The sequence below is a fragment of the Streptomyces sp. NPDC029164 genome (assembly GCF_055563995.1).
Genome location: NZ_JBVHWW010000068.1, coordinates 1 through 17,703, shown reverse-complemented (window position 1 = coordinate 17,703; position 17,703 = coordinate 1). Strand labels below are relative to the sequence as shown.

Here is a 17,703-nt window from a genome sequence, read left to right as displayed (position 1 = left end):
ATCGGACCCCTTCCTCCCCCAGAACCCTTGCCCTGCGCTCCCCCCCCGCGGAAAACCCCCGCCACACGGCCCGGGCTTTCCCCCCCCCCCCCCCCCCCCCCCACCCCACCCCCCCCCTCCCCCCCCCCCCCCCCCCCCCCCCGGGCCCCGAAGGAACTACTACACCATCTGTCGGCCCTGATACTGCGCCGACCCTGTGTTTCCGCCGACCCGGCCGACACGCTGCCGGGAATGCGGGGATCGCGGTTGCTTGACCGGAGACCACCTCACTATCGATGTCCTGCGGTACCCGGGCTCAGACTTCCGCCCGGGCGATCCTGATGGCGCTCGGCTCCTCCGTTCTTCCCTCGGTGATCAACTGCTTACTGCTTGCACTGCTCATACTGCGTACTGCTGGTGGCCTGACCTAGCGCCACTCCGGCAGCCAGCCCCGTCGCCCATCCTGCGTCTGCTCTGGCTTAGAACCCCACTGCCGAACTTCCCGGTGCGCGCGCCCGCAGCCGACGCCTTCACCGAGGTGCTGCTCACTTACTTCACTGCTGGGTACTGCGAACTGCACTTACTTCGGGTACTGCCACTGCGTTAACTGCGGTACTGCTCTCGGCGGCCCCTGATCACTGCGGGCCCCCCGGTCCGGTCGTCAGTCCCGTCGCCGTCCTGCAACAACCCTGGCTTCGGAACTCCACCACCGCACCGTCATGCGCACTGCAACCGCGGGTACTGCTGCCCGGCAGTTCGTCTCTGCCAGGCCCTGCTGTCTCTCTGGGCTACGAGAGAAACCATAACCACGCCACCGCGCAATGTCTACTCTGGCCGTCATAGACTTTCGTGCCCGCCGAGGAGAACTAGACCTTCGCGCTCGGCCCAGATGCGCAGAGCAGTCTGCACAGCAGGTCAGGGCTCAGGCCTTCCTGGAGATATCTGAGTCGGGTTGGCGTGCAGTTGGGGGCGCAGGGATCAGGCAGGCAGGGGCCGGACGCGGATTGGCCGCACGCGCCGCGTATGCGCACCCTGACCTGTACGGCGGTACCGGTGGATTCGGCTGGCCCACGGCCAACCGTCTCGCCCGAGCGACCGCGGTCACCCGTCGGGTCTCCGGCGGGAAGACGGTGATTGCTCTTCTCGACCGGTAGTCCTCCCGGTCGAGAGAACGGGACGACCGGTGCATAAAATCGGCTGCCATGTCGAAGCCTGACGAGTTGCTCGTTGACGTTGCCACCCTGGTGGAGTCCGGGCAGAGCAACCAGATGTCCCTGACCGTCGTCACTGGTGGTGCTGTCATCACCGGTCGGCTGGCTCCCGAAGCCGTGTGGAGGCAGCGGGTGTCGGAGGTGCTGACGGACTCGGCCCGCCTGGGCGAGTTCGCCGCCATCTTCACCACCACGACCCCCCAAGAGGGGCCGCCCACCCATCTGCACTTCCATGTGGCCCGCATCCTGCAGGGCACGGTGGGGATCCCGGAGACGGGTGGGATGTACCGCGTCTCGATCGCGGACGTCAGCGCCTGGACCATGGGCGACTTCAGCTACTCCGACCACTGACCCGACATTCGCGTAACCCCCGGTACGCGGGAGGGCCCGACCGGCGCGCTTGCTGGTCGGGCCCTCCTTGCTGTTCGGGTGTCGGCTTGCGCCGGTCCTGTCCGTCAGACGGTCACCGGGATGCCGAGCATCGCGGAAGCCTGCTGGAGCGGGCTGAGGACACGCGTGGGCACGGTGGCCCGGGGGAGGCCGCGGCAGGTGAACCCGAGCTGGGTCATGGCCCGGAGGACTTCGCCGGCGCTGAAGTCACGGCGGTCCTGACGGGTGATGACCTGGCCGACCTGCTTGACGGGGTAGACACGGCGGCCGATGATCACGGACTCACCGACGACCTGCTCGGGCTTGACGCCCTTCATCGACTCCAGGACACCGCTCTTGGTCAGGTCGAACGGGAAACGGGCGATGACACAGCGCATGTTGCCTCACAGGAAGAAGAAAGGGGGACGGTCGTTCCGCGGTGAGGAGGTTCAGCGGGCAAGGGCGAGGATGCCCAGAGCGCTGCCCCGCTCGTCGACGACCGGCAGGGCATCGAGCCTGCGGTAGCGCATCGCGTGCTCGGCTTCGGCCACCGTGGTCAAGGGCGAGGTGACCGGCCCGCGGTCTCCCAGGACGTCGCGGAGACGGACCTGGTCCGTGTACGCGGCGCTGTCGCGGATGGCAGTGAGCTGGGCCTGCGTGACCAGCCCGGTGCACAGGCCGTCCTCGTCGCAGACGAGCAGATGACCCGCGCGGGCACTGGCCATGACAGCCAGGGCCACCTCGACCGTCATGTCGTCACAGACCTGTGGACCGGCCGCCTCCATCGCGTCGTCCACCGTCCGGTGCACAGGGTTGGCGTTCACCGAGCGGGGCTGCATCTGGACCAGCGTCAAAACGTGCCTCCTGCAGAGATGGGTCAGTTTCCTGATCACGCGGTTCTCAGGCCACCGCATCGAAGGCGGACTGCCGCACGCTCACACGCCGGACCGTCGAAGCGGGCCGTCGCCTGCCACGGGAGGCCGTGCTGCGCTTGGCGCGTTCGCCGACCGGTGCGGTGATGACGACGGGGACGCCGGAGGGTGCCTGGGCGCCGGTGATCCGGTTCAGGGCCTCTTCGCCCGAGCGGACCTGGGTGGTCTGCGGGGTGATGCCGGCGGCCTGCATGAGGCGGGTCATGTCGCGGCGCTGGTTGGGGGTGACCAGGGTGACGACGCTGCCGGACTCGCCGGCGCGGGCGGTGCGGCCGCCGCGGTGGAGGTAGTCCTTGGGGTCGGTCGGCGGGTCGACGTTGACGACGAGGTCGAGGTTGTCGACGTGGATGCCGCGCGCGGCGACGTTCGTGGCGACCAGCACGGTCACGTGCCCGGTCTTGAACTGGGCCAGGGTGCGGGTGCGCTGGGGCTGGGACTTGCCGCCGTGCAGGGCGGCGGCCCGTACGCCGCTGTTCAGCAGGTCCTGGGTCAGCCGGTCGACGGCGTGCTTGGTGTCGAGGAACATCATCACCCGGCCCTCGCGCGCCGCGATCTCCGTCGTGGTGCGGTGCTTGTCGGCGCCGTGGACGTGCAGCACGTGGTGCTCCATCGTGGTCACCGCACCGGCCGAGGGATCCACCGAGTGCACGACCGGGTCGGTCAGGTACCGACGAACCAGCAGATCGACATTGCGGTCGAGGGTGGCGGAGAAGAGCATCCGCTGGCCCTCGGGGCGCACCTGGTCGAGCAGGGCGGTGACCTGCGGCATGAAGCCCATGTCGGCCATCTGGTCGGCTTCGTCCAGGACGGTGATCGCGACCTGGTTCAGTCGGCAGTCGCCACGGTCGATGAGATCCTTCAACCGGCCGGGCGTGGCTACGACGACCTCTGTGCCTCCGCGCAGCGCTCCGGCCTGCTTGCCGATCGACATGCCGCCGACGACGGTGGTCAGGCGCAGCCTCACGGCGCGGGCGTAGGGGGTGAGGGCGTCGGTCACCTGCTGGGCCAGCTCGCGGGTGGGGACGAGGACGAGGGCGAGCGGCTGGCGGGGCTCGGCGCGCTGCCCGGCGGTACGGGCCAGCAGCGCGAGGCCGAAGGCGAGCGTCTTGCCGGAGCCGGTGCGCCCGCGGCCGAGCACGTCACGGCCCGCAAGGGTGTTGGGCAGGGTGGCGGCCTGGATCGGGAAGGGCACGGTCACGCCCTGCGCGCCGAGAGCGGCCAACAGCTCGGCCGGCATGGCGAGGTCGGCGAAGGCCTCGACAGCGGGCAGCGCCGGAGTGATCGTTTTCGGCAGCGCGAACTCGCCCTGGACCGCGGCGGGCCGGCGGCCGTAGCCGCCCGAGCGGCTCGGACCTCCGGAACGGCTCGGGGTCGACGATCCGAACCGCCTGCCCCGCTCCGAATTGGCGGCAGCGCCGAAAGCGGGGCCGCCGGTGCGGCTGCGGGTGCGGGAGGAACGGTCGTTCGTACGTGTGCGGTTCATTCAGAACCTTCCTTGATGCGGCACGTATCAAGGAATTCCCGCAGCGGAAACGCAGCGCAGGGAATCGCAAGAACGGGCCGAATGGAATGCGAAAGCGACTCTGGCCTACAGGGATCCTGTACGGGCGCAGGTGCTGAGATGGGGTGGCGTCATGTGGACGCGAAATCCAGAAAAGTGGGGTTGAAGCTCCGGGGGAGGCTGTCACCCTGAATGTTTTCGTCCCGTAGGTGCCACCACTGCGGGAAATGTGTGCAGCTGGGGCCCGCACCCCGAGGGATGCGGGCCCCAGCTACGAAAATGCGCGTCAGCGTCAGGCGGGAACGATGTTCTCGGCCGTCGGGCCCTTCTGGCCCTGCGCGATGTCGAAGGTGACCTTCTGGCCCTCCAGCAGCTCGCGGAAGCCCTGGGTGGCGATGTTCGAGAAGTGGGCGAAGACGTCGTCGCCGCCACCGTCCTGCTCGATGAAGCCGAAACCCTTTGCCGCGTTGAACCACTTCACGGTGCCAGATGCCATGTCATATCTCCTTTGGGGCAGTACACCAGCATCCGCACTCTACGGACACCGTGTCGCCGCGATGATGCCCCGCCGGAAAATGACCCGGACATATAAAGCGCTCGAATGTGGCGCGGAGGCCGATTGGAGGCGCTTGAAGTTTTTGGGTACCAAAACTGCAACCGAGATCGACAGTAGCACGCTGCAGCAGTTTGTGTGCGTTAAATATCTCCATCGTGTGCGGTGCGGAAAAACTCTCCCTGCGGGGTCCATTAAACTCTCTGACCGCGGGGATAGATATTGATTCCCCCCGAGTGCAGCGTTTCGGGAGCAAGGGTGTCCGCCAGCTGCGACGTGCAGTCCATCGGGACGTGAGCCTGCGGGGTGGGTCCGCAGCGCCGTCCCGAAGGGATCAGCTCGCACGTGCTCCATGGCGGTCTCGGTGGCGCCCACGGCAAGGCGGCGCGACCACCCCGCTCTGACCATTATTGCGGTCGTTCGCTGAGCCGCTCTCGAAGGTGGAGGAGTACCTCGGTGTCGACGACGTTGACCAAGGCTGCCAACAGGATCCGGATGCGAACATCATCGCCCTCGTGCACAGCCTGCGTGATGGCCTCGACTGTGGCGGCCGCCTCAGCGGGAAGGCGTGGTGGGTCGGCGGTGGCCCACACGTAAGCGGCAGGAACATCCGTGCCTGGCCGCTCTGCCGGAGTGTCCTGCTCAGGGTCACTGCCTTCATTCACCGGCACCCGCGGGGAACCTCCTGACGAGATGGTCAGCTGGACGGTGATCTCAAAGGTCATCTCACTGGCACGGCCGGACCATGAGCCGCCCCCGAGCCCCGGTGCGCAGCTTTGTCCGAGACTCGCATCAGCGGAGACCGGTGTGTGAACCCTGTCCCGCTGAGAGGCGTGGCACTCTCGTCGCGAGCACCGTTGGCGGGGAAGGGTGGCGCAGGTGATGGCTGAGTTGAAGTTCGAAACCGTCGTGTGCCCGCACTGTTCGGCCTGCCCAGCCACTGGGCAGGCCCGTACCATCGCCGCCGACCGGCGCCGGGTGACGGTGACGTGGCATCTCCCTTCCTGCCCGCACTACGCCGCCGATCGCGTGTTGGCCGGGAAAGAGGGCTAGGTAGTCCCCCCGCGGGTCTGCGCCGACCCTTCCGGTCAACCGCCTCTTTGGGCAAGCGAATTCACGCGGCGGGGGCAGTCGTGTGACGCGGGTCGTCGAGAATGCGTCTCGCGGGTCCGAGATCGGCGGGGCCCGTGTGGTGCAAGTGGTGCGTGAAGGGCCCTTCGAGCAGGGCATTCCCGCCAGTTGGGACACGCAGAGGGCACGGCAGGGGCTGAGAGGTCTAGACAACGAAGAAGGCCCAGGTCGCTGACCTGGGCCTTCTCTCAAGAGCGGATGACGGGAATCGAACCCGCGCTATAAGCTTGGGAAGCTCATGTTCTACCATTAAACTACATCCGCGCGGTGGGCCAGTTGCCTGGAGCTCCATCGTCGCCCACTCTACCTCATGATCGACCCCCGGTGAATTTGCCGCGGGGTCGATGTCGTGTGTGGTGTGCACCGAGGCGTGTGGGTGCGGGAGTTGGGGCGTACCGTGTGGGTGCGGAGCGGCGGCTGGAGTGGGTGCCGATCATCCCCTAATGTGGCGATTCGTCGCAGTACGGCTCGTTGGGGAAAGGGACTCGATGGAGCACACCGTCGTCCGTTGTGCCGAAGGGCACGTTTTCAGTACCGCCTCCTTCCCGCTGCAGCACCTCGGTGCCGGCCGGATCGGGCCCGGGCGGTTGCTGCGGTGTCCGCGGTGCGCGCGGTTGCGGCACGCCGTGCCCGTCGGGGCAGCGGTCAAGCGATAGCGGACGGGCGCGCGGGCGCCGCTCTCGATTGGGGGTGGCCCGCGCGCTCTGCGTATCCTCGGGACGTGCTTCTCTCTGACAAAGACATCCGGGCCGAGATCGACAGCGGACGGGTTCGCATCGACCCGTTCGAGGAGTCGATGGTGCAGCCCTCCAGCATCGACGTACGTCTCGACCGGTTCTTCCGGGTGTTCGAGAATCACCGGTACGCCCACATCGATCCGGCGATCGAGCAGGCGGACCTGACCCGGATGGTCGAGCCGGAGGGGGACGAGGCCTTCATCCTGCACCCCGGTGAGTTCGTCCTCGCGTCCACGTACGAGGTCATCTCGCTGCCCGACGACATCGCCTCCAGGCTGGAGGGGAAGTCCAGTCTGGGCCGCCTCGGCCTGGTGACGCACTCGACCGCCGGGTTCATCGACCCCGGGTTCTCGGGTCACGTGACCCTGGAGCTGTCGAACCTCGCCACGCTGCCGATCAAGCTCTGGCCGGGCATGAAGATCGGCCAGCTGTGCATGTTCCGGCTCAGCTCGCCCGCGGAGTTCCCGTACGGCAGCGAGCGCTACGGGTCCAGGTACCAGGGACAGCGCGGACCGACCGCCTCGCGCTCCTTCCAGAACTTCCACCGCACCCAGGTGAGGCACGACGCATGAGTGACGTAGTACGCGAGAACCTCGACTACGAGGGGTTCGGGCGGGCCGTGCGGCAGCTCGCGCAGACCATCGCCGACGACGGGTACGAGCCCGACATCATCCTGAGCATCGCCCGTGGCGGCGTGTTCGTCGCGGGCGGGCTGGCCTACGCGCTCGACTGCAAGAACATCCACCTCGTGAACGTCGAGTTCTACACCGGTGTCGGCACCACGCTCGAGATGCCGGTCATGCTGGCGCCCGTCCCCGAGGCGATCGACTTCACGAACAAGAAGGTCCTCATCGCCGATGACGTGGCCGACACGGGCAAGACGCTGAAGCTCGTCCACGACTTCTGCCTGGGCCACGTCGCCGAGGTGCGCTCCGCCGTCATCTACGAGAAGTCCCACTCGCTCGTGAAGTGCGAGTACGTGTGGAAGAAGACCGACGAGTGGATCAATTTCCCCTGGTCGGTCGAACCTCCCGTCGTGAAGCGTGAGGGTCAGGTTCTCGACGCCTGAGCATGGAGATCGAGTGATGAAAAGGCCCGCCGCGCGGTTTCCGCGCGGCGGGCCTTTCGCGTGCGGTGCGAGGGCTAGATGGTGCCCAGTTTGATGATCGACAGCAGTGCGATCAGCTGGATGGCGGAGGCGCCCAGCGCCTTCGGCCACGGCAGGTCGTGCGACTTGCTGACCATCGAGGTGAAGAGCGCTCCGGCCGCCACCCAGGTGGCCCAGCCCAGGACCTGCACGACCATGTTGTCGCCGCCGAGGAACACCGCGAACAGCAGGCGCGGCGCGTCCGTGATGGACATGATCAGCATGGACAGGCCGACCGTCGGCTGCCACGTGCCGTCGCCGCCCATCTGGCGGGCGAGCGTGTGGGTGACCGCGCCCAGGATCAGGCCGCAGATGACGAAGGCGACGCCCGCGGAGAGGACGATCGGGACGGCCTTCGACAGGGTCGCGTTGATCGCGTCCTCGCGGGCGTCGTCGAGGCCGAAGACCGCGAGGAGCCCGTAGAGGAAGGTCACGGTCAGCGCGGGGCCCCAGACGGCGTGGTCGCGCATCTGGAGGAAGGTCTGGCCCGGCCGCGTCACGATGCCGCGGAGGAGTTCCTTCCACGGCAGTCGCGGCCCGGACGGCGCGGCCGCGGCCGCACCCGCGTGGTAGGTCGCGCCCTGGCTGTACGGGTCCTCGCCGACCGCGAAGACCTGGGTGTGCCCCGGGTTGTCGTTCGTGTAGCCGCCACCGCCACCGCCACCGCCGCCGTGGCCTCCGTGGCCGTACGGGGACTGCTGCGGGCCCGCCGGGTGCGGCGGTTGCTGCTGCTGTCCGTACGGGTCGAAGTACTCCGGCTCGCCGTGGCCCCCGGCGCCCGGCTGCGGCCACTGCTGCTGCGCAGGTGGGCCTCCGGCGGGAGGGTAGGGCTGCTGGCCGTACGGCGGCGGTGGTTGCTGCCGGCCGTACGACTGCTGCTGCTGCGGGGGTTGTTGCGGAGTGCGGTTGTTGTCCCGGCCCCGTCCGATCCTGAATCCAGCCACGTGATCGAACGTACCTGGTCCGGCGAGCCCCTGTGGACGGTCGCTCGCAATACGCACCCTTTGCGGCTGACCTGTGACATCCCCTAGGGGTACCTCAGGGTCTTACCGGGTGTCCGGTTTACATGGCTGCGTCACAGTCTGGCTCGTCGTTACGTTGCCGACGGAATGCGCACATATCGGGCCCGTAGCTTCGTATCCGTCGCCGCCCCGCAGCACGAACGAGCCCGAGGAAGAGACACCCATGCGCAGCATCCGCCGAACCACCCTCCGTACCGCCGTCGTCGCCGGCGCGGCCACTGTCATGACCCTCCCGGTCGGATCAGCCTTCGCGGATTCCCCGGCCGTTCCGGAACCGGAGGTACTGCCGGGCGTCGAGCAGCCGGCGGTCGACCCGTCCGTGCCGCCGACGCCGCGGCCCACGACGCCGCCGGTCACGCCGAAGCCGAAGCCGGAGCCGAAGCCGGAGCCGGAGCCGGAGCCGGAGACCAAGCCGAGCGTCCGTGCGTACCTCACCGCCGTGAAGCTGGCGGACGGCTCGGTCGCCAAGGTCTACAAGATCGGCGACAACCACTTCGAGGCCGACGTCCTCGCCGGCTCGACCAAGCTGGACACGCTGGTCAGCAAGGGCGGCGCCGCGGCGTACGGGCAGAACAACGGCCTGCACGTCGTGCTCCAGCCGAACGGCACCGTGACCTCGTGGATGGAGGGCGCGCCGAAGCCCAAGCCGAAGCCACAGCCGGACGTCGAGAAGGACGTCAGGAAGGAGAGCTCGGTGCGCGTCACCCTGCCCGACGGGCGGATCGCCAAGCTGGTCGACGGCCCGAACGGCAAGCGCGTCGAGATCTCCATGCCGAACGGCAACGCCCTGGGCGCGATCGACCCGAAGCGTCCCAGCACGCAGCACGACGGCTGGACGTACAAGCTCGTCCAGGACGGCAAGCGCGTGCAGTTCGTCGTCATCGACGGCAAGGGCGGCGGGAACAGCTGGGTGTACGACTTCAGCGGCAGGCTGATCGGGAAGTACACGGTCGGCCCGGTGAAGAAGGATGCGAAGAAGGACCTGAAGGACGAGACGCGGGACGAGAAGCGGGACGGCAGGGTCGTTCCGAAGGGCGGCGTGAAGGCCGGCGCCGAGGGGGTCACCCCGTCGGAGGGCGAGAGCCCCGTGCTGGTCGCCGCGGGCGGCAGCCTGGCCTCGGTGGGTGCGGCCGGGCTCGGCTTCGCGCTGCTGCGGCGCCGCCGTGCGGGCGGCGGGGGCTGAGCCCCGCCCGTCCCGGCCTGGAACGCCGGAACGGCCGGTCTCCCCGTGTGGGGGTACCGGCCGTTCCGTTCCGCGTGGTGTGCGGGCTGGTGCTACTTGGCGTCCTCGGGCTTGGCTTCAGCCGCCGCCTCGGACTCCGCGGCGGGCTCCGCCTCGGCCTTGGCTCCAGCCTCGGCCTTGGCTCCAGCCTCCGCCTCCGCCTCCGCCTCGGCCTCAGTCTCCGCCTCAGCCTTGGCGTCTGCCGCAGCCTCGGGCTCAGCCTCCGCAGCGGCCTCGGCTTCCGCCTCAGCCTCAGCCTCAGCCGCGGCCGCAGCCTCGGCCTTCGCCTTCGCCGCGGCTTCCGCCTCGGCCTCCGCCTTCGCCTTGGCCTTCGCCTCGGCCTCCGCCTTCGCGGCGGCGGCAGCGGCCTCGGCCTCCGCCGCGGCGGCGGCCGCCTCGGCTTCCGCCTCAGCCACCGCGGCCGCGAGCTCCGCCTCCGTGGGGCCGGGCGTCTTGACCGAGTCCAGCAGCAGCTGCGCCACGTCGACGACCTGGACGTGTTCCTTCGCCTGGCCGTCGTTCTTCTTGCCGTTCACCGAGTCGGTGAGCATCACGAGGCAGAACGGGCAGGCGGTGGAGACGATGTCGGGGTTCAGGGACAGGGCCTCGTCGACACGCTCGTTGTTGATGCGCTTGCCGATCCGCTCCTCCATCCACATCCGCGCGCCACCGGCGCCACAGCAGAAGCCCCGCTCCTTGTGGCGGTGCATCTCCTGCTGACGCAGGCCCGGCACGGCCGACATGATCTCGCGCGGCGGCGTGTAGACCTTGTTGTGCCGGCCCAGGTAGCACGGGTCGTGGTACGTGATCAGACCGTCCACCGGCGTGACCGGCGTCAGCCGGCCCTCGTCGATCAGGTGCTGCAGCAGCTGCGTGTGGTGGATGACCTCGTACTCGCCGCCCAGCTGCGGGTACTCGTTCGCGATGGTGTTGAAGCAGTGCGGGCAGGTCGAGACGATCCGCTTCGCCGACTTCGGCTTCTTCGTCGACGGGTCGTCGTCGTCCTCGCCGAACGCCATGTTCAGCATGGCCACGTTCTCCTGGCCCAGCTGCTGGAACAGCGGCTCGTTGCCCAGGCGGCGCGGCGAGTCACCGGTGCACTTCTCGTCGCCGCCCATGATCGCGAACTTGACGCCCGCGATGTTCAGCAGCTCGGCGAAGGCCTTCGTGGTCTTCTTGGCCCGGTCCTCCAGGGCGCCGGCGCAGCCGACCCAGTAGAGGTAGTCGAACTCGGAGAGGTCCTCCGCGTCCTTGCCGATGATCGGGACCTCGAAGTCCACCTCCTTGGTCCACTCGACGCGCTGCTTCTTCGCCAGGCCCCAGGGGTTGCCCTTCTTCTCCAGGTTCTTGAGCATCGTGCCCGCCTCCGACGGGAACGCGCTCTCGATCATCACCTGGTAACGGCGCATGTCGACGATGTGGTCGATGTGCTCGATGTCGACCGGGCACTGCTCCACGCACGCACCGCAGGTCGTGCAGGACCACAGCACGTCCGGGTCGATGACGCCGTTCTCCTCGACGGTGCCGATCAGCGGGCGCTCGGCCTCCGCGATGGCCGCGGCCGGGACGTCCTTCAGCTGCTCCGCCGTGGCCTTCTCGTTGCCCTCCATGTCCTTGCCGCCGCCGGCGAGCAGGTACGGGGCCTTGGCGTGCGCGTGGTCGCGCAGCGACATGATCAGCAGCTTCGGGGACAGCGGCTTGCCGGTGTTCCAGGCCGGGCACTGCGACTGGCAGCGACCGCACTCCGTACACGTGGAGAAGTCGAGGATGCCCTTCCAGGAGAACTGCTCGACCTGCGAGACGCCGAAGACGTCGTCCTCGCCCGGGTCCTCGAAGTCGATCTCCTTGCCGCCGCTGGTCATCGGCTGGAGCGCGCCGAGCGCGGTCGCGCCGTCCGCGTTCCGCTTGAACCAGATGTTCGGGAAGCCGAGGAAGCGGTGCCAGGCGACACCCATGTTGGTGTTGAGCGAGACGACGATCATCCAGATCAGCGAGGTGCCGATTTTGATCATCGCGGTGAAGTAGATGGCGTTCTGCAGCGCGCTCGCCGAGAGCCCCTTGAAGGCCAGGACCAGTGGGTACGAGACGAAGTACGCCGGCTCGTACGAGTCCACGTGGTGGATCGCGCCCTCAAGGCCGCGCAGGCACAGGATCGCGAGGCCGATGGTGAGGATGATGTACTCGACGAAGTACGCCTGCCAGGCCTTCGAGCCGGTGAAGCGCGACTTGCGGCCGGCCCGCGAGGGCAGGCTGAGCAGTCGGATCGCCATCAGGACGACGATGCCGACGACCGTCATCAGGCCGATGAACTCGATGTAGAGCTCGAACGGCAGGAACCCGCCGACGATCGGCAGCGTCCAGTCGGCCTGGAACAGCTGGCCGTACGCCTGCGCGAGGGTGGGCGGCAGCGTCAGGAAGCCGATCGCCACGAACCAGTGCGCGAAGCCGACGATGCCCCAGCGGTTCATCCGGCTGTGGCCGAGGAACTCCCGGGCGAGGGTGAGGGATCGGGCCTTCGGGTCGTCCGTGCGGCTGCCGGCCGGCACGGGCTGGCCGATCTTCACGAAACGGTAGATCTGCGCCACGGCTCGGGCGAGCAGCGCGACGCCGACCACGGTCAGGACCAGCGACACGATGATCGCGGCGAGTTGCATGGGAGGGCTCCTCGGGCGGCACTTACTAAGCGGTAACTTATGAAGTCAAGGCTTGAGGTTACCCATTCCCGACGCCGCAATGTAGCCGAGCGTGCGGTGATCTGTGTCGCTCAGGCGAGCCTTTGTCTGCAGGCCGCCCGGGGGGTTTGCGCAAGGATCGCGAGGTCCATCCCGAGCCAGTGGTTCTCCACATAATGCCGGTCCAGCAGGGCCATCTCCTCCCAGGGGAGGTCCGAGCGCGCGCTCACCTGCCACAATCCGGTCATTCCGGGCCGTACGAGGAGCCGGTCGGGGCGGTCCGTACGGGCTTCCGGGCGCGGCCCGACCAGTGACATCTCGCCGCGGAGCACGTTGAGCAGCTGGGGGAGCACGTCGAGGGCGCAGCGGTCCAGGGCGGCGCCGAGCCGGCCGGTGTCGGTGGTGCGCAGCCGCCAGGTCCGGAACGGCCTCCCGGCCAGACCGGCCGCGGCCTCCCGGACGAAGGGGCGGCCGCCGTGGGTCGCGTACAGCAGCGCGGTGACGCCGGCGAGCGGCAGGCCGAGCGCCGCGAGCAGGATCACCGCCCCGAGCAGGTCCACCACCCGCTTGGCCGGCGGCCGGGCCGGCCGGAGCCCTGGGAGGGCGGGGAGGGGCAGGAGCAGGGGCATGCCAGCACGCTGCCGCATGCCTCCGGCGGTCTTGCGGTGGCGCGCGGCCGTGGTGACCCGTTCGGCCCCGGCTCCGCCGTCGGGGCTCCGCCGTCGGGGCGGAGCCCCAGGAGCCCGGGCTGCGCCCGAAGCCCCAGGGTTGCGCGTAAGCGGCAGCTAAAGGTTGAGTCGACCCGGCTCAGCTCTGTTGACGCCAGCGCAGCGATACGGCATGGTTGAGTCTGTTCCACTCAAGTCAGCTGGAGGAATCGAAATGGCACGTGCGGTCGGCATCGACCTGGGCACCACTAACTCCGTCGTCAGCGTTCTGGAAGGCGGCGAGCCCACCGTCATCACCAACGCCGAGGGCGCCAGGACCACGCCGTCCGTCGTCGCCTTCGCCAAGAACGGCGAGGTCCTCGTCGGCGAGGTGGCCAAGCGCCAGGCGGTCACGAACGTGGACCGGACCATCCGCTCCGTCAAGCGCCACATGGGCACTGACTGGAAGATCAACCTGGATGGCAAGGACTTCAACCCGCAGCAGATGAGCGCCTTCATCCTGCAGAAGCTGAAGCGCGACGCCGAGGCGTACCTGGGTGAGAAGGTCACGGACGCGGTCATCACCGTCCCGGCCTACTTCAACGACTCCGAGCGTCAGGCGACGAAGGAGGCCGGTGAGATCGCGGGTCTGAACGTCCTGCGCATCGTCAACGAGCCGACCGCCGCCGCCCTGGCCTACGGTCTCGACAAGGACGACCAGACCATTCTCGTCTTCGACCTCGGTGGCGGCACCTTCGACGTGTCGCTCCTGGAGATCGGCGATGGCGTCGTCGAGGTGAAGGCCACCAACGGTGACAACCACCTCGGTGGTGACGACTGGGACCAGCGCGTCGTCGACTACCTGGTGAAGCAGTTCGCCAACGGCCACGGCGTGGACCTCTCCAAGGACAAGATGGCGCTCCAGCGCCTGCGCGAGGCCGCCGAGAAGGCGAAGATCGAGCTGTCCTCCTCCACGGAGACCACGATCAACCTGCCCTACATCACGGCTTCCGCCGAGGGCCCGCTGCACCTGGACGAGAAGCTCACGCGCGCCCAGTTCCAGCAGCTGACCGCGGACCTGCTCGACCGCTGCAAGACCCCGTTCCACAACGTCATCAAGGACGCCGGCATCGCGCTGTCCGAGATCGACCACGTGGTCCTGGTCGGCGGCTCCACCCGCATGCCGGCCGTCGCCGAGCTCGTCAAGGAGCTCACCGGCGGTCAGGACGCCAACAAGGGCGTCAACCCGGACGAGGTCGTCGCCATCGGCGCCACCCTCCAGGCCGGCGTGCTCAAGGGTGAGGTCAAGGACGTCCTGCTCCTCGACGTGACCCCGCTGTCCCTCGGTATCGAGACCAAGGGCGGCATCATGACCAAGCTCATCGAGCGCAACACCACGATCCCGACCAAGCGGTCCGAGATCTTCACGACGGCCGAGGACAACCAGCCGTCCGTGCAGATCCAGGTCTACCAGGGCGAGCGCGAGATCGCGGCGTACAACAAGAAGCTCGGCATGTTCGAGCTGACCGGCCTGCCGCCGGCCCCGCGTGGCGTCCCGCAGATCGAGGTCTCCTTCGACATCGACGCGAACGGCATCATGCACGTCACGGCCAAGGACCTTGGCACGGGCAAGGAGCAGAAGATGACCGTCACCGGCGGCTCCTCGCTCGGCAAGGACGAGGTCGACCGCATGCGCCAGGAGGCGGAGCAGTACGCGGACGAGGACCTCCGTCGCAAGGAGGCGGCCGAGTCCCGCAACCAGGGCGAGCAGCTCGTCTACCAGACGGAGAAGTTCGTCAAGGACAACGAGGACAAGGTCCCGGCCGACGTCAAGACCGAGGTCGAGGCCGCCGTCTCCGAGCTGAAGGAGACCCTCAAGGGCGAGGACACCGCCGAGATCCGCACCGCGACCGAGAAGCTCGCCGCGGTCAGCCAGAAGCTCGGCCAGGCCATCTACGCCGACGCCCAGGCCGCTCAGGGCGCCGCCGGCGCCGAGGGTGCCCAGCAGGCCAAGGCCGACGACGACGTCGTCGACGCCGAGATCGTCGACGACGAGAAGCCGAAGGGTGGCGCTGCCTGATGTCGGAGGAGACCCCGGGTTTCGACGAGAAGCCCGAAGTCCCCGACGCCGGTCAGGACGACGCCGAGCCGAAGGCCGCCGACTCCGCCACGGAGGAGGCGGCGGCCCCGGCCGGGGACGCAAGCCAGGACGTGGCTCTGCTCGCGCAGCTGGACCAGGCCCGTACGGCGCTCTCCGAGCGCACCGCGGACCTCCAACGGCTGCAGGCGGAGTACCAGAACTACCGCCGCCGGGTGGAGCGGGACCGGATCACCGTCAAGGAGATCGCGGTCGCGTCCCTCCTGACGGAGCTCCTCCCGACCCTGGACGACATCGGCCGGGCGCGGGAGCATGGCGAGCTGGTCGGCGGCTTCAAGTCGGTGGCCGAGTCGCTGGAGACGGTGGCCGCCAAGATGGGGCTGCAGCAGTTCGGCAAGGAGGGCGAGCCCTTCGACCCGACGATCCACGAGGCCCTGATGCACTCGTACGCGCCGGACGTCACCGAGGACACCTGCGTGGCGATCCTCCAGCCGGGGTACCGGATCGGCGAGCGTACGATCCGTCCCGCACGGGTCGCGGTGGCCGAGCCCCAGCCGGGCGCGGCTCCCAAGTCCGAGTCCGCCGAGGGCGACAAGCCGTCCGGCGAGGACGCGGATGCAGCCGACCAGGGCTGACGCAGTACACGTAGAGGTACGAGAGGAGGGACACCGGGGATGAGCACGAAGGACTTCGTCGAGAAGGACTACTACAAGGTCCTCGGTGTCCCGAAGGACGCCACCGAGGCCGAGATCAAGAAGGCGTACCGGAAGCTCGCGCGCGAGTTCCACCCGGACGCCAACAAGGGCGACGCCTCCGCCGAGGAGCGTTTCAAGGAGGTCTCCGAGGCGAACGACATCCTCGGCGACGCCAAGAAGCGCAAGGAGTACGACGAGGCGCGCGCCCTGTTCGGCAACGGTGGCTTCCGCCCCGGGCCGGGCGGGGGCGGCGGCTCGTTCAACTTCGACCTGGGCGACCTCTTCGGCGGCACCCAGCAGGGCGGCGGGCAGGCCGGCGGCTTCGGCGGCGGCCTGGGCGACGTCTTCGGCGGCCTCTTCAACCGCGGCGCCGGCCCGGGTGCGGGCACCCGTACCCAGCCGCGCCGCGGCCAGGACATCGAGTCGGAGGTCACCCTCTCCTTCACGGAGGCGGTGGACGGGGCCACGGTCCCGCTCCGGATGTCCTCCCAGTCACCCTGCAAGGCCTGCTCGGGCACCGGCGACAAGAACGGCACGCCCCGCGTGTGCCCGACCTGCGTCGGCACCGGCCAGGTCTCGCGCGGCAGCGGCGGCGGCTTCTCGCTGACCGACCCCTGCGCGGACTGCAAGGGCCGCGGCCTGATCGCGGAGACCCCCTGCGACGTCTGCAAGGGCAGCGGCCGGGCCCGTTCCTCGCGCACCATGCAGGTCCGGATCCCGGCGGGCGTCTCCAACGGCCAGCGGATCCGGCTGCGCGGCAAGGGTGCGCCGGGCGAGCGCGGCGGTCCCGCCGGTGATCTCTACGTGGTCGTGCACGTCGATTCGCACCCGGTGTTCGGCCGCAAGGACGACAACCTGACGGTGACCGTGCCGGTGACGTTCGCGGAGGCGGCGCTGGGCGCCGACGTCAAGGTCCCGACCTTGAACGGCCCCTCGGTGACGCTGAAGCTGCCGCCGGGCACCCCCAACGGACGGACCCTGCGGGCGCGCGGCAAGGGGGCGGTCCGCAAGGACGGCACCCGCGGCGACCTGCTGGTGACGGTGGAGGTCGCGGTCCCGACCGAGCTGTCGGACAAGGCCCGTGAGGCGCTGGAGATGTACCGCGAGGCAACGGAGTCCGAGGACCCGCGCTCCGCGCTGTTCGAGTCCGCGAAGGGAGCATGACCATGGACGGCCGCCGACGACAGTCCTCCCGCCTGGGCGGGGGCTACCAGCTCACCGACGAGACCCCGGTCTACGTGATCTCGGTGGCCGCCCAGCTCTCGGGTCTGCACCCGCAGACCCTGCGGCAGTACGACCGTCTCGGCCTGGTCTCCCCGGACCGTACGGCCGGCCGCGGCCGGCGCTACTCGGCCCGCGACATCGAACTGCTCCGCACGGTGCAGGCGCTGTCCCAGGACGAGGGCATCAACCTCGCCGGCATCAAGCGGATCATCGAACTGGAGAACCAGGTCGCCGCGCTCCAGCAGCGCGTGGCCGAGCTCTCCGCGGCGGTGGACGGCGCGGCGGCCACGCTGCAGGCCCGCGAGGCCCAGGTGCACGCCTCGTACCGGCGCGACCTGGTCAAGTACCAGCCCCCGCAGCCGGGCAGTGCCCTGGTCGTCTGGCGGCCCAGCCCCAAGCGCCCGTTGGACTGACCCGGTCCCCGTTCCGCACCGGCGGGGGCCGCCCCCCCCAGGGGGGGGACGGGGGGGGTTTGGGGGAACTCGCGGTTCCCCTTGGGGTTCTTGTTTACACCCTCGCCCTCATCCCCGTTCCGGGGGGGGGGACTTCCCCCAAGGTCCAAC

The 17,703-nt window shown here is 69.0% G+C and carries 16 protein-coding genes and 1 tRNA gene; 8 read left to right on the top strand and 9 right to left on the bottom strand.

Translation table 11 applies throughout. The annotated features are described in order from the left end of the window. Positions 1-1,181: 1,181 nt before the first annotated feature. A complete protein-coding gene (locus ACZ4VT_RS36460; RefSeq protein WP_031143209.1) occupies positions 1,182-1,541 on the top strand; it encodes a hypothetical protein in 360 nt (119 codons plus the stop codon). A 104-nt stretch (positions 1,542-1,645) separates the two neighbouring features. Here the strand turns inward: ACZ4VT_RS36460 and ACZ4VT_RS36455 are convergent, their stop codons facing one another. The 6 genes from ACZ4VT_RS36455 to ACZ4VT_RS36430 all read right to left on the bottom strand — a co-directional run bounded on the left by ACZ4VT_RS36455 (position 1,646) and on the right by ACZ4VT_RS36430 (position 5,940). After that, positions 1,646-1,957, bottom strand: coding sequence for an SCO5918 family protein (locus ACZ4VT_RS36455; RefSeq protein WP_467955655.1), 312 nt, complete (start codon positions 1,955-1,957; stop codon positions 1,646-1,648). 51 nt (positions 1,958-2,008) lie between these two features. Then, complete coding sequence (locus tag ACZ4VT_RS36450) at positions 2,009-2,413, bottom strand: CBS domain-containing protein (RefSeq protein ID WP_467955654.1); 405 nt, start codon at positions 2,411-2,413, stop codon at positions 2,009-2,011. A 46-nt stretch (positions 2,414-2,459) separates the two neighbouring features. Continuing rightward, the gene (locus ACZ4VT_RS36445; protein ID WP_467955653.1) at positions 2,460-3,974 is read right to left on the bottom strand and encodes a DEAD/DEAH box helicase; all 1,515 of its coding nucleotides are present in this window, start codon (positions 3,972-3,974) and stop codon (positions 2,460-2,462) included. Positions 3,975-4,284: 310 nt separating this feature from the next. Then, positions 4,285-4,488: a cold-shock protein gene (locus ACZ4VT_RS36440; protein ID WP_030228768.1), complete on the bottom strand. Its 204-nt coding sequence runs from the start codon at positions 4,486-4,488 to the stop codon at positions 4,285-4,287. A 464-nt stretch (positions 4,489-4,952) separates the two neighbouring features. Beyond that, entirely contained in the window at positions 4,953-5,270 is a 318-nt protein-coding gene (locus ACZ4VT_RS36435) for a hypothetical protein (protein ID WP_467955652.1), read from the bottom strand. Positions 5,271-5,869: 599 nt separating this feature from the next. Further along, positions 5,870-5,940, bottom strand: a tRNA-Gly gene (locus ACZ4VT_RS36430). 457 nt (positions 5,941-6,397) lie between these two features. Here ACZ4VT_RS36430 and dcd point away from each other — a divergent pair. Both dcd and ACZ4VT_RS36420 read left to right on the top strand, forming a co-directional pair. Next, complete coding sequence (gene dcd / locus ACZ4VT_RS36425; protein WP_030709189.1) at positions 6,398-6,985, top strand: dCTP deaminase; 588 nt, start codon at positions 6,398-6,400, stop codon at positions 6,983-6,985. Continuing rightward, positions 6,982-7,482 carry a phosphoribosyltransferase gene (locus tag ACZ4VT_RS36420; protein ID WP_362811234.1) on the top strand — a complete coding sequence of 167 codons (501 nt, stop codon included), beginning with the start codon at positions 6,982-6,984 and terminating at the stop codon, positions 7,480-7,482. The genes dcd and ACZ4VT_RS36420 overlap by 4 nt, the downstream gene beginning before the upstream one ends. Positions 7,483-7,556: 74 nt before the next feature. Here the strand turns inward: ACZ4VT_RS36420 and ACZ4VT_RS36415 are convergent, their stop codons facing one another. Beyond that, positions 7,557-8,504 (bottom strand): Yip1 family protein, encoded by a 948-nt coding sequence (locus ACZ4VT_RS36415; protein WP_467955651.1) that lies wholly within the window; start codon positions 8,502-8,504, stop codon positions 7,557-7,559. Between the two features lie 241 nt (positions 8,505-8,745). Here ACZ4VT_RS36415 and ACZ4VT_RS36410 point away from each other — a divergent pair, with 241 nt between their 5' ends. Beyond that, positions 8,746-9,765: a hypothetical protein gene (locus tag ACZ4VT_RS36410; protein WP_467955650.1), complete on the top strand. Its 1,020-nt coding sequence runs from the start codon at positions 8,746-8,748 to the stop codon at positions 9,763-9,765. 92 nt (positions 9,766-9,857) lie between these two features. Here ACZ4VT_RS36410 and ACZ4VT_RS36405 read toward each other — a convergent pair whose 3' ends face one another. Together ACZ4VT_RS36405 and ACZ4VT_RS36400 are read right to left on the bottom strand one after the other, a co-directional pair. Then, positions 9,858-12,458, bottom strand: a complete 2,601-nt coding sequence (locus ACZ4VT_RS36405; RefSeq protein WP_467955649.1) for a (Fe-S)-binding protein — start codon at positions 12,456-12,458, stop codon at positions 9,858-9,860. A 110-nt stretch (positions 12,459-12,568) separates the two neighbouring features. Further along, entirely contained in the window at positions 12,569-13,105 is a 537-nt protein-coding gene (locus ACZ4VT_RS36400) for a sugar transferase (RefSeq protein ID WP_467955648.1), read from the bottom strand. Between the two features lie 253 nt (positions 13,106-13,358). On the opposite strand from ACZ4VT_RS36400, the gene dnaK reads away from it, so the two are divergent. Genes dnaK through ACZ4VT_RS36380 form a run of 4 tightly spaced genes read left to right on the top strand, consistent with a single transcriptional unit; the run spans position 13,359 to position 17,553 of the window. Next, positions 13,359-15,203 carry a molecular chaperone DnaK gene (gene dnaK, locus ACZ4VT_RS36395; protein ID WP_362811249.1) on the top strand — a complete coding sequence of 615 codons (1,845 nt, stop codon included), beginning with the start codon at positions 13,359-13,361 and terminating at the stop codon, positions 15,201-15,203. Further along, the gene (gene grpE / locus ACZ4VT_RS36390; protein ID WP_467955647.1) at positions 15,203-15,856 is read left to right on the top strand and encodes a nucleotide exchange factor GrpE; all 654 of its coding nucleotides are present in this window, start codon (positions 15,203-15,205) and stop codon (positions 15,854-15,856) included. The genes dnaK and grpE overlap by 1 nt, the downstream gene beginning before the upstream one ends. A 39-nt stretch (positions 15,857-15,895) precedes the next feature. After that, positions 15,896-17,080: a molecular chaperone DnaJ gene (gene dnaJ, locus ACZ4VT_RS36385; RefSeq protein WP_467955646.1), complete on the top strand. Its 1,185-nt coding sequence runs from the start codon at positions 15,896-15,898 to the stop codon at positions 17,078-17,080. Between the two features lie 2 nt (positions 17,081-17,082). After that, on the top strand, positions 17,083-17,553 hold the full coding sequence (locus ACZ4VT_RS36380; protein ID WP_467955656.1) for a heat shock protein transcriptional repressor HspR: 471 nt from the start codon (positions 17,083-17,085) through the stop codon (positions 17,551-17,553). The last annotated feature ends 150 nt before the right edge of the window (positions 17,554-17,703 follow it).

Excerpts from the sequence above, each read along its gene's own strand:
- ACZ4VT_RS36460 (WP_031143209.1), top strand. The coding sequence starts at position 1,182 with ATGTCGAAGCCTGACGAGTTGCTCGTTGACGTTGCCACCCTGGTGGAG.
- ACZ4VT_RS36455 (WP_467955655.1), bottom strand. The coding sequence starts at position 1,957 with ATGCGCTGTGTCATCGCCCGTTTCCCGTTCGACCTGACCAAGAGCGGT.
- ACZ4VT_RS36445 (WP_467955653.1), bottom strand. The coding sequence starts at position 3,974 with ATGAACCGCACACGTACGAACGACCGTTCCTCCCGCACCCGCAGCCGC.
- ACZ4VT_RS36440 (WP_030228768.1), bottom strand. The coding sequence starts at position 4,488 with ATGGCATCTGGCACCGTGAAGTGGTTCAACGCGGCAAAGGGTTTCGGC.
- ACZ4VT_RS36435 (WP_467955652.1), bottom strand. The coding sequence starts at position 5,270 with ATGACCTTTGAGATCACCGTCCAGCTGACCATCTCGTCAGGAGGTTCC.
- ACZ4VT_RS36420 (WP_362811234.1), top strand. The coding sequence starts at position 6,982 with ATGAGTGACGTAGTACGCGAGAACCTCGACTACGAGGGGTTCGGGCGG.
- ACZ4VT_RS36410 (WP_467955650.1), top strand. The coding sequence starts at position 8,746 with ATGCGCAGCATCCGCCGAACCACCCTCCGTACCGCCGTCGTCGCCGGC.
- ACZ4VT_RS36405 (WP_467955649.1), bottom strand. The coding sequence starts at position 12,458 with ATGCAACTCGCCGCGATCATCGTGTCGCTGGTCCTGACCGTGGTCGGC.
- ACZ4VT_RS36400 (WP_467955648.1), bottom strand. The coding sequence starts at position 13,105 with ATGCCCCTGCTCCTGCCCCTCCCCGCCCTCCCAGGGCTCCGGCCGGCC.
- dnaK (WP_362811249.1), top strand. The coding sequence starts at position 13,359 with ATGGCACGTGCGGTCGGCATCGACCTGGGCACCACTAACTCCGTCGTC.
- grpE (WP_467955647.1), top strand. The coding sequence starts at position 15,203 with ATGTCGGAGGAGACCCCGGGTTTCGACGAGAAGCCCGAAGTCCCCGAC.
- dnaJ (WP_467955646.1), top strand. The coding sequence starts at position 15,896 with ATGAGCACGAAGGACTTCGTCGAGAAGGACTACTACAAGGTCCTCGGT.
- ACZ4VT_RS36380 (WP_467955656.1), top strand. The coding sequence starts at position 17,083 with ATGGACGGCCGCCGACGACAGTCCTCCCGCCTGGGCGGGGGCTACCAG.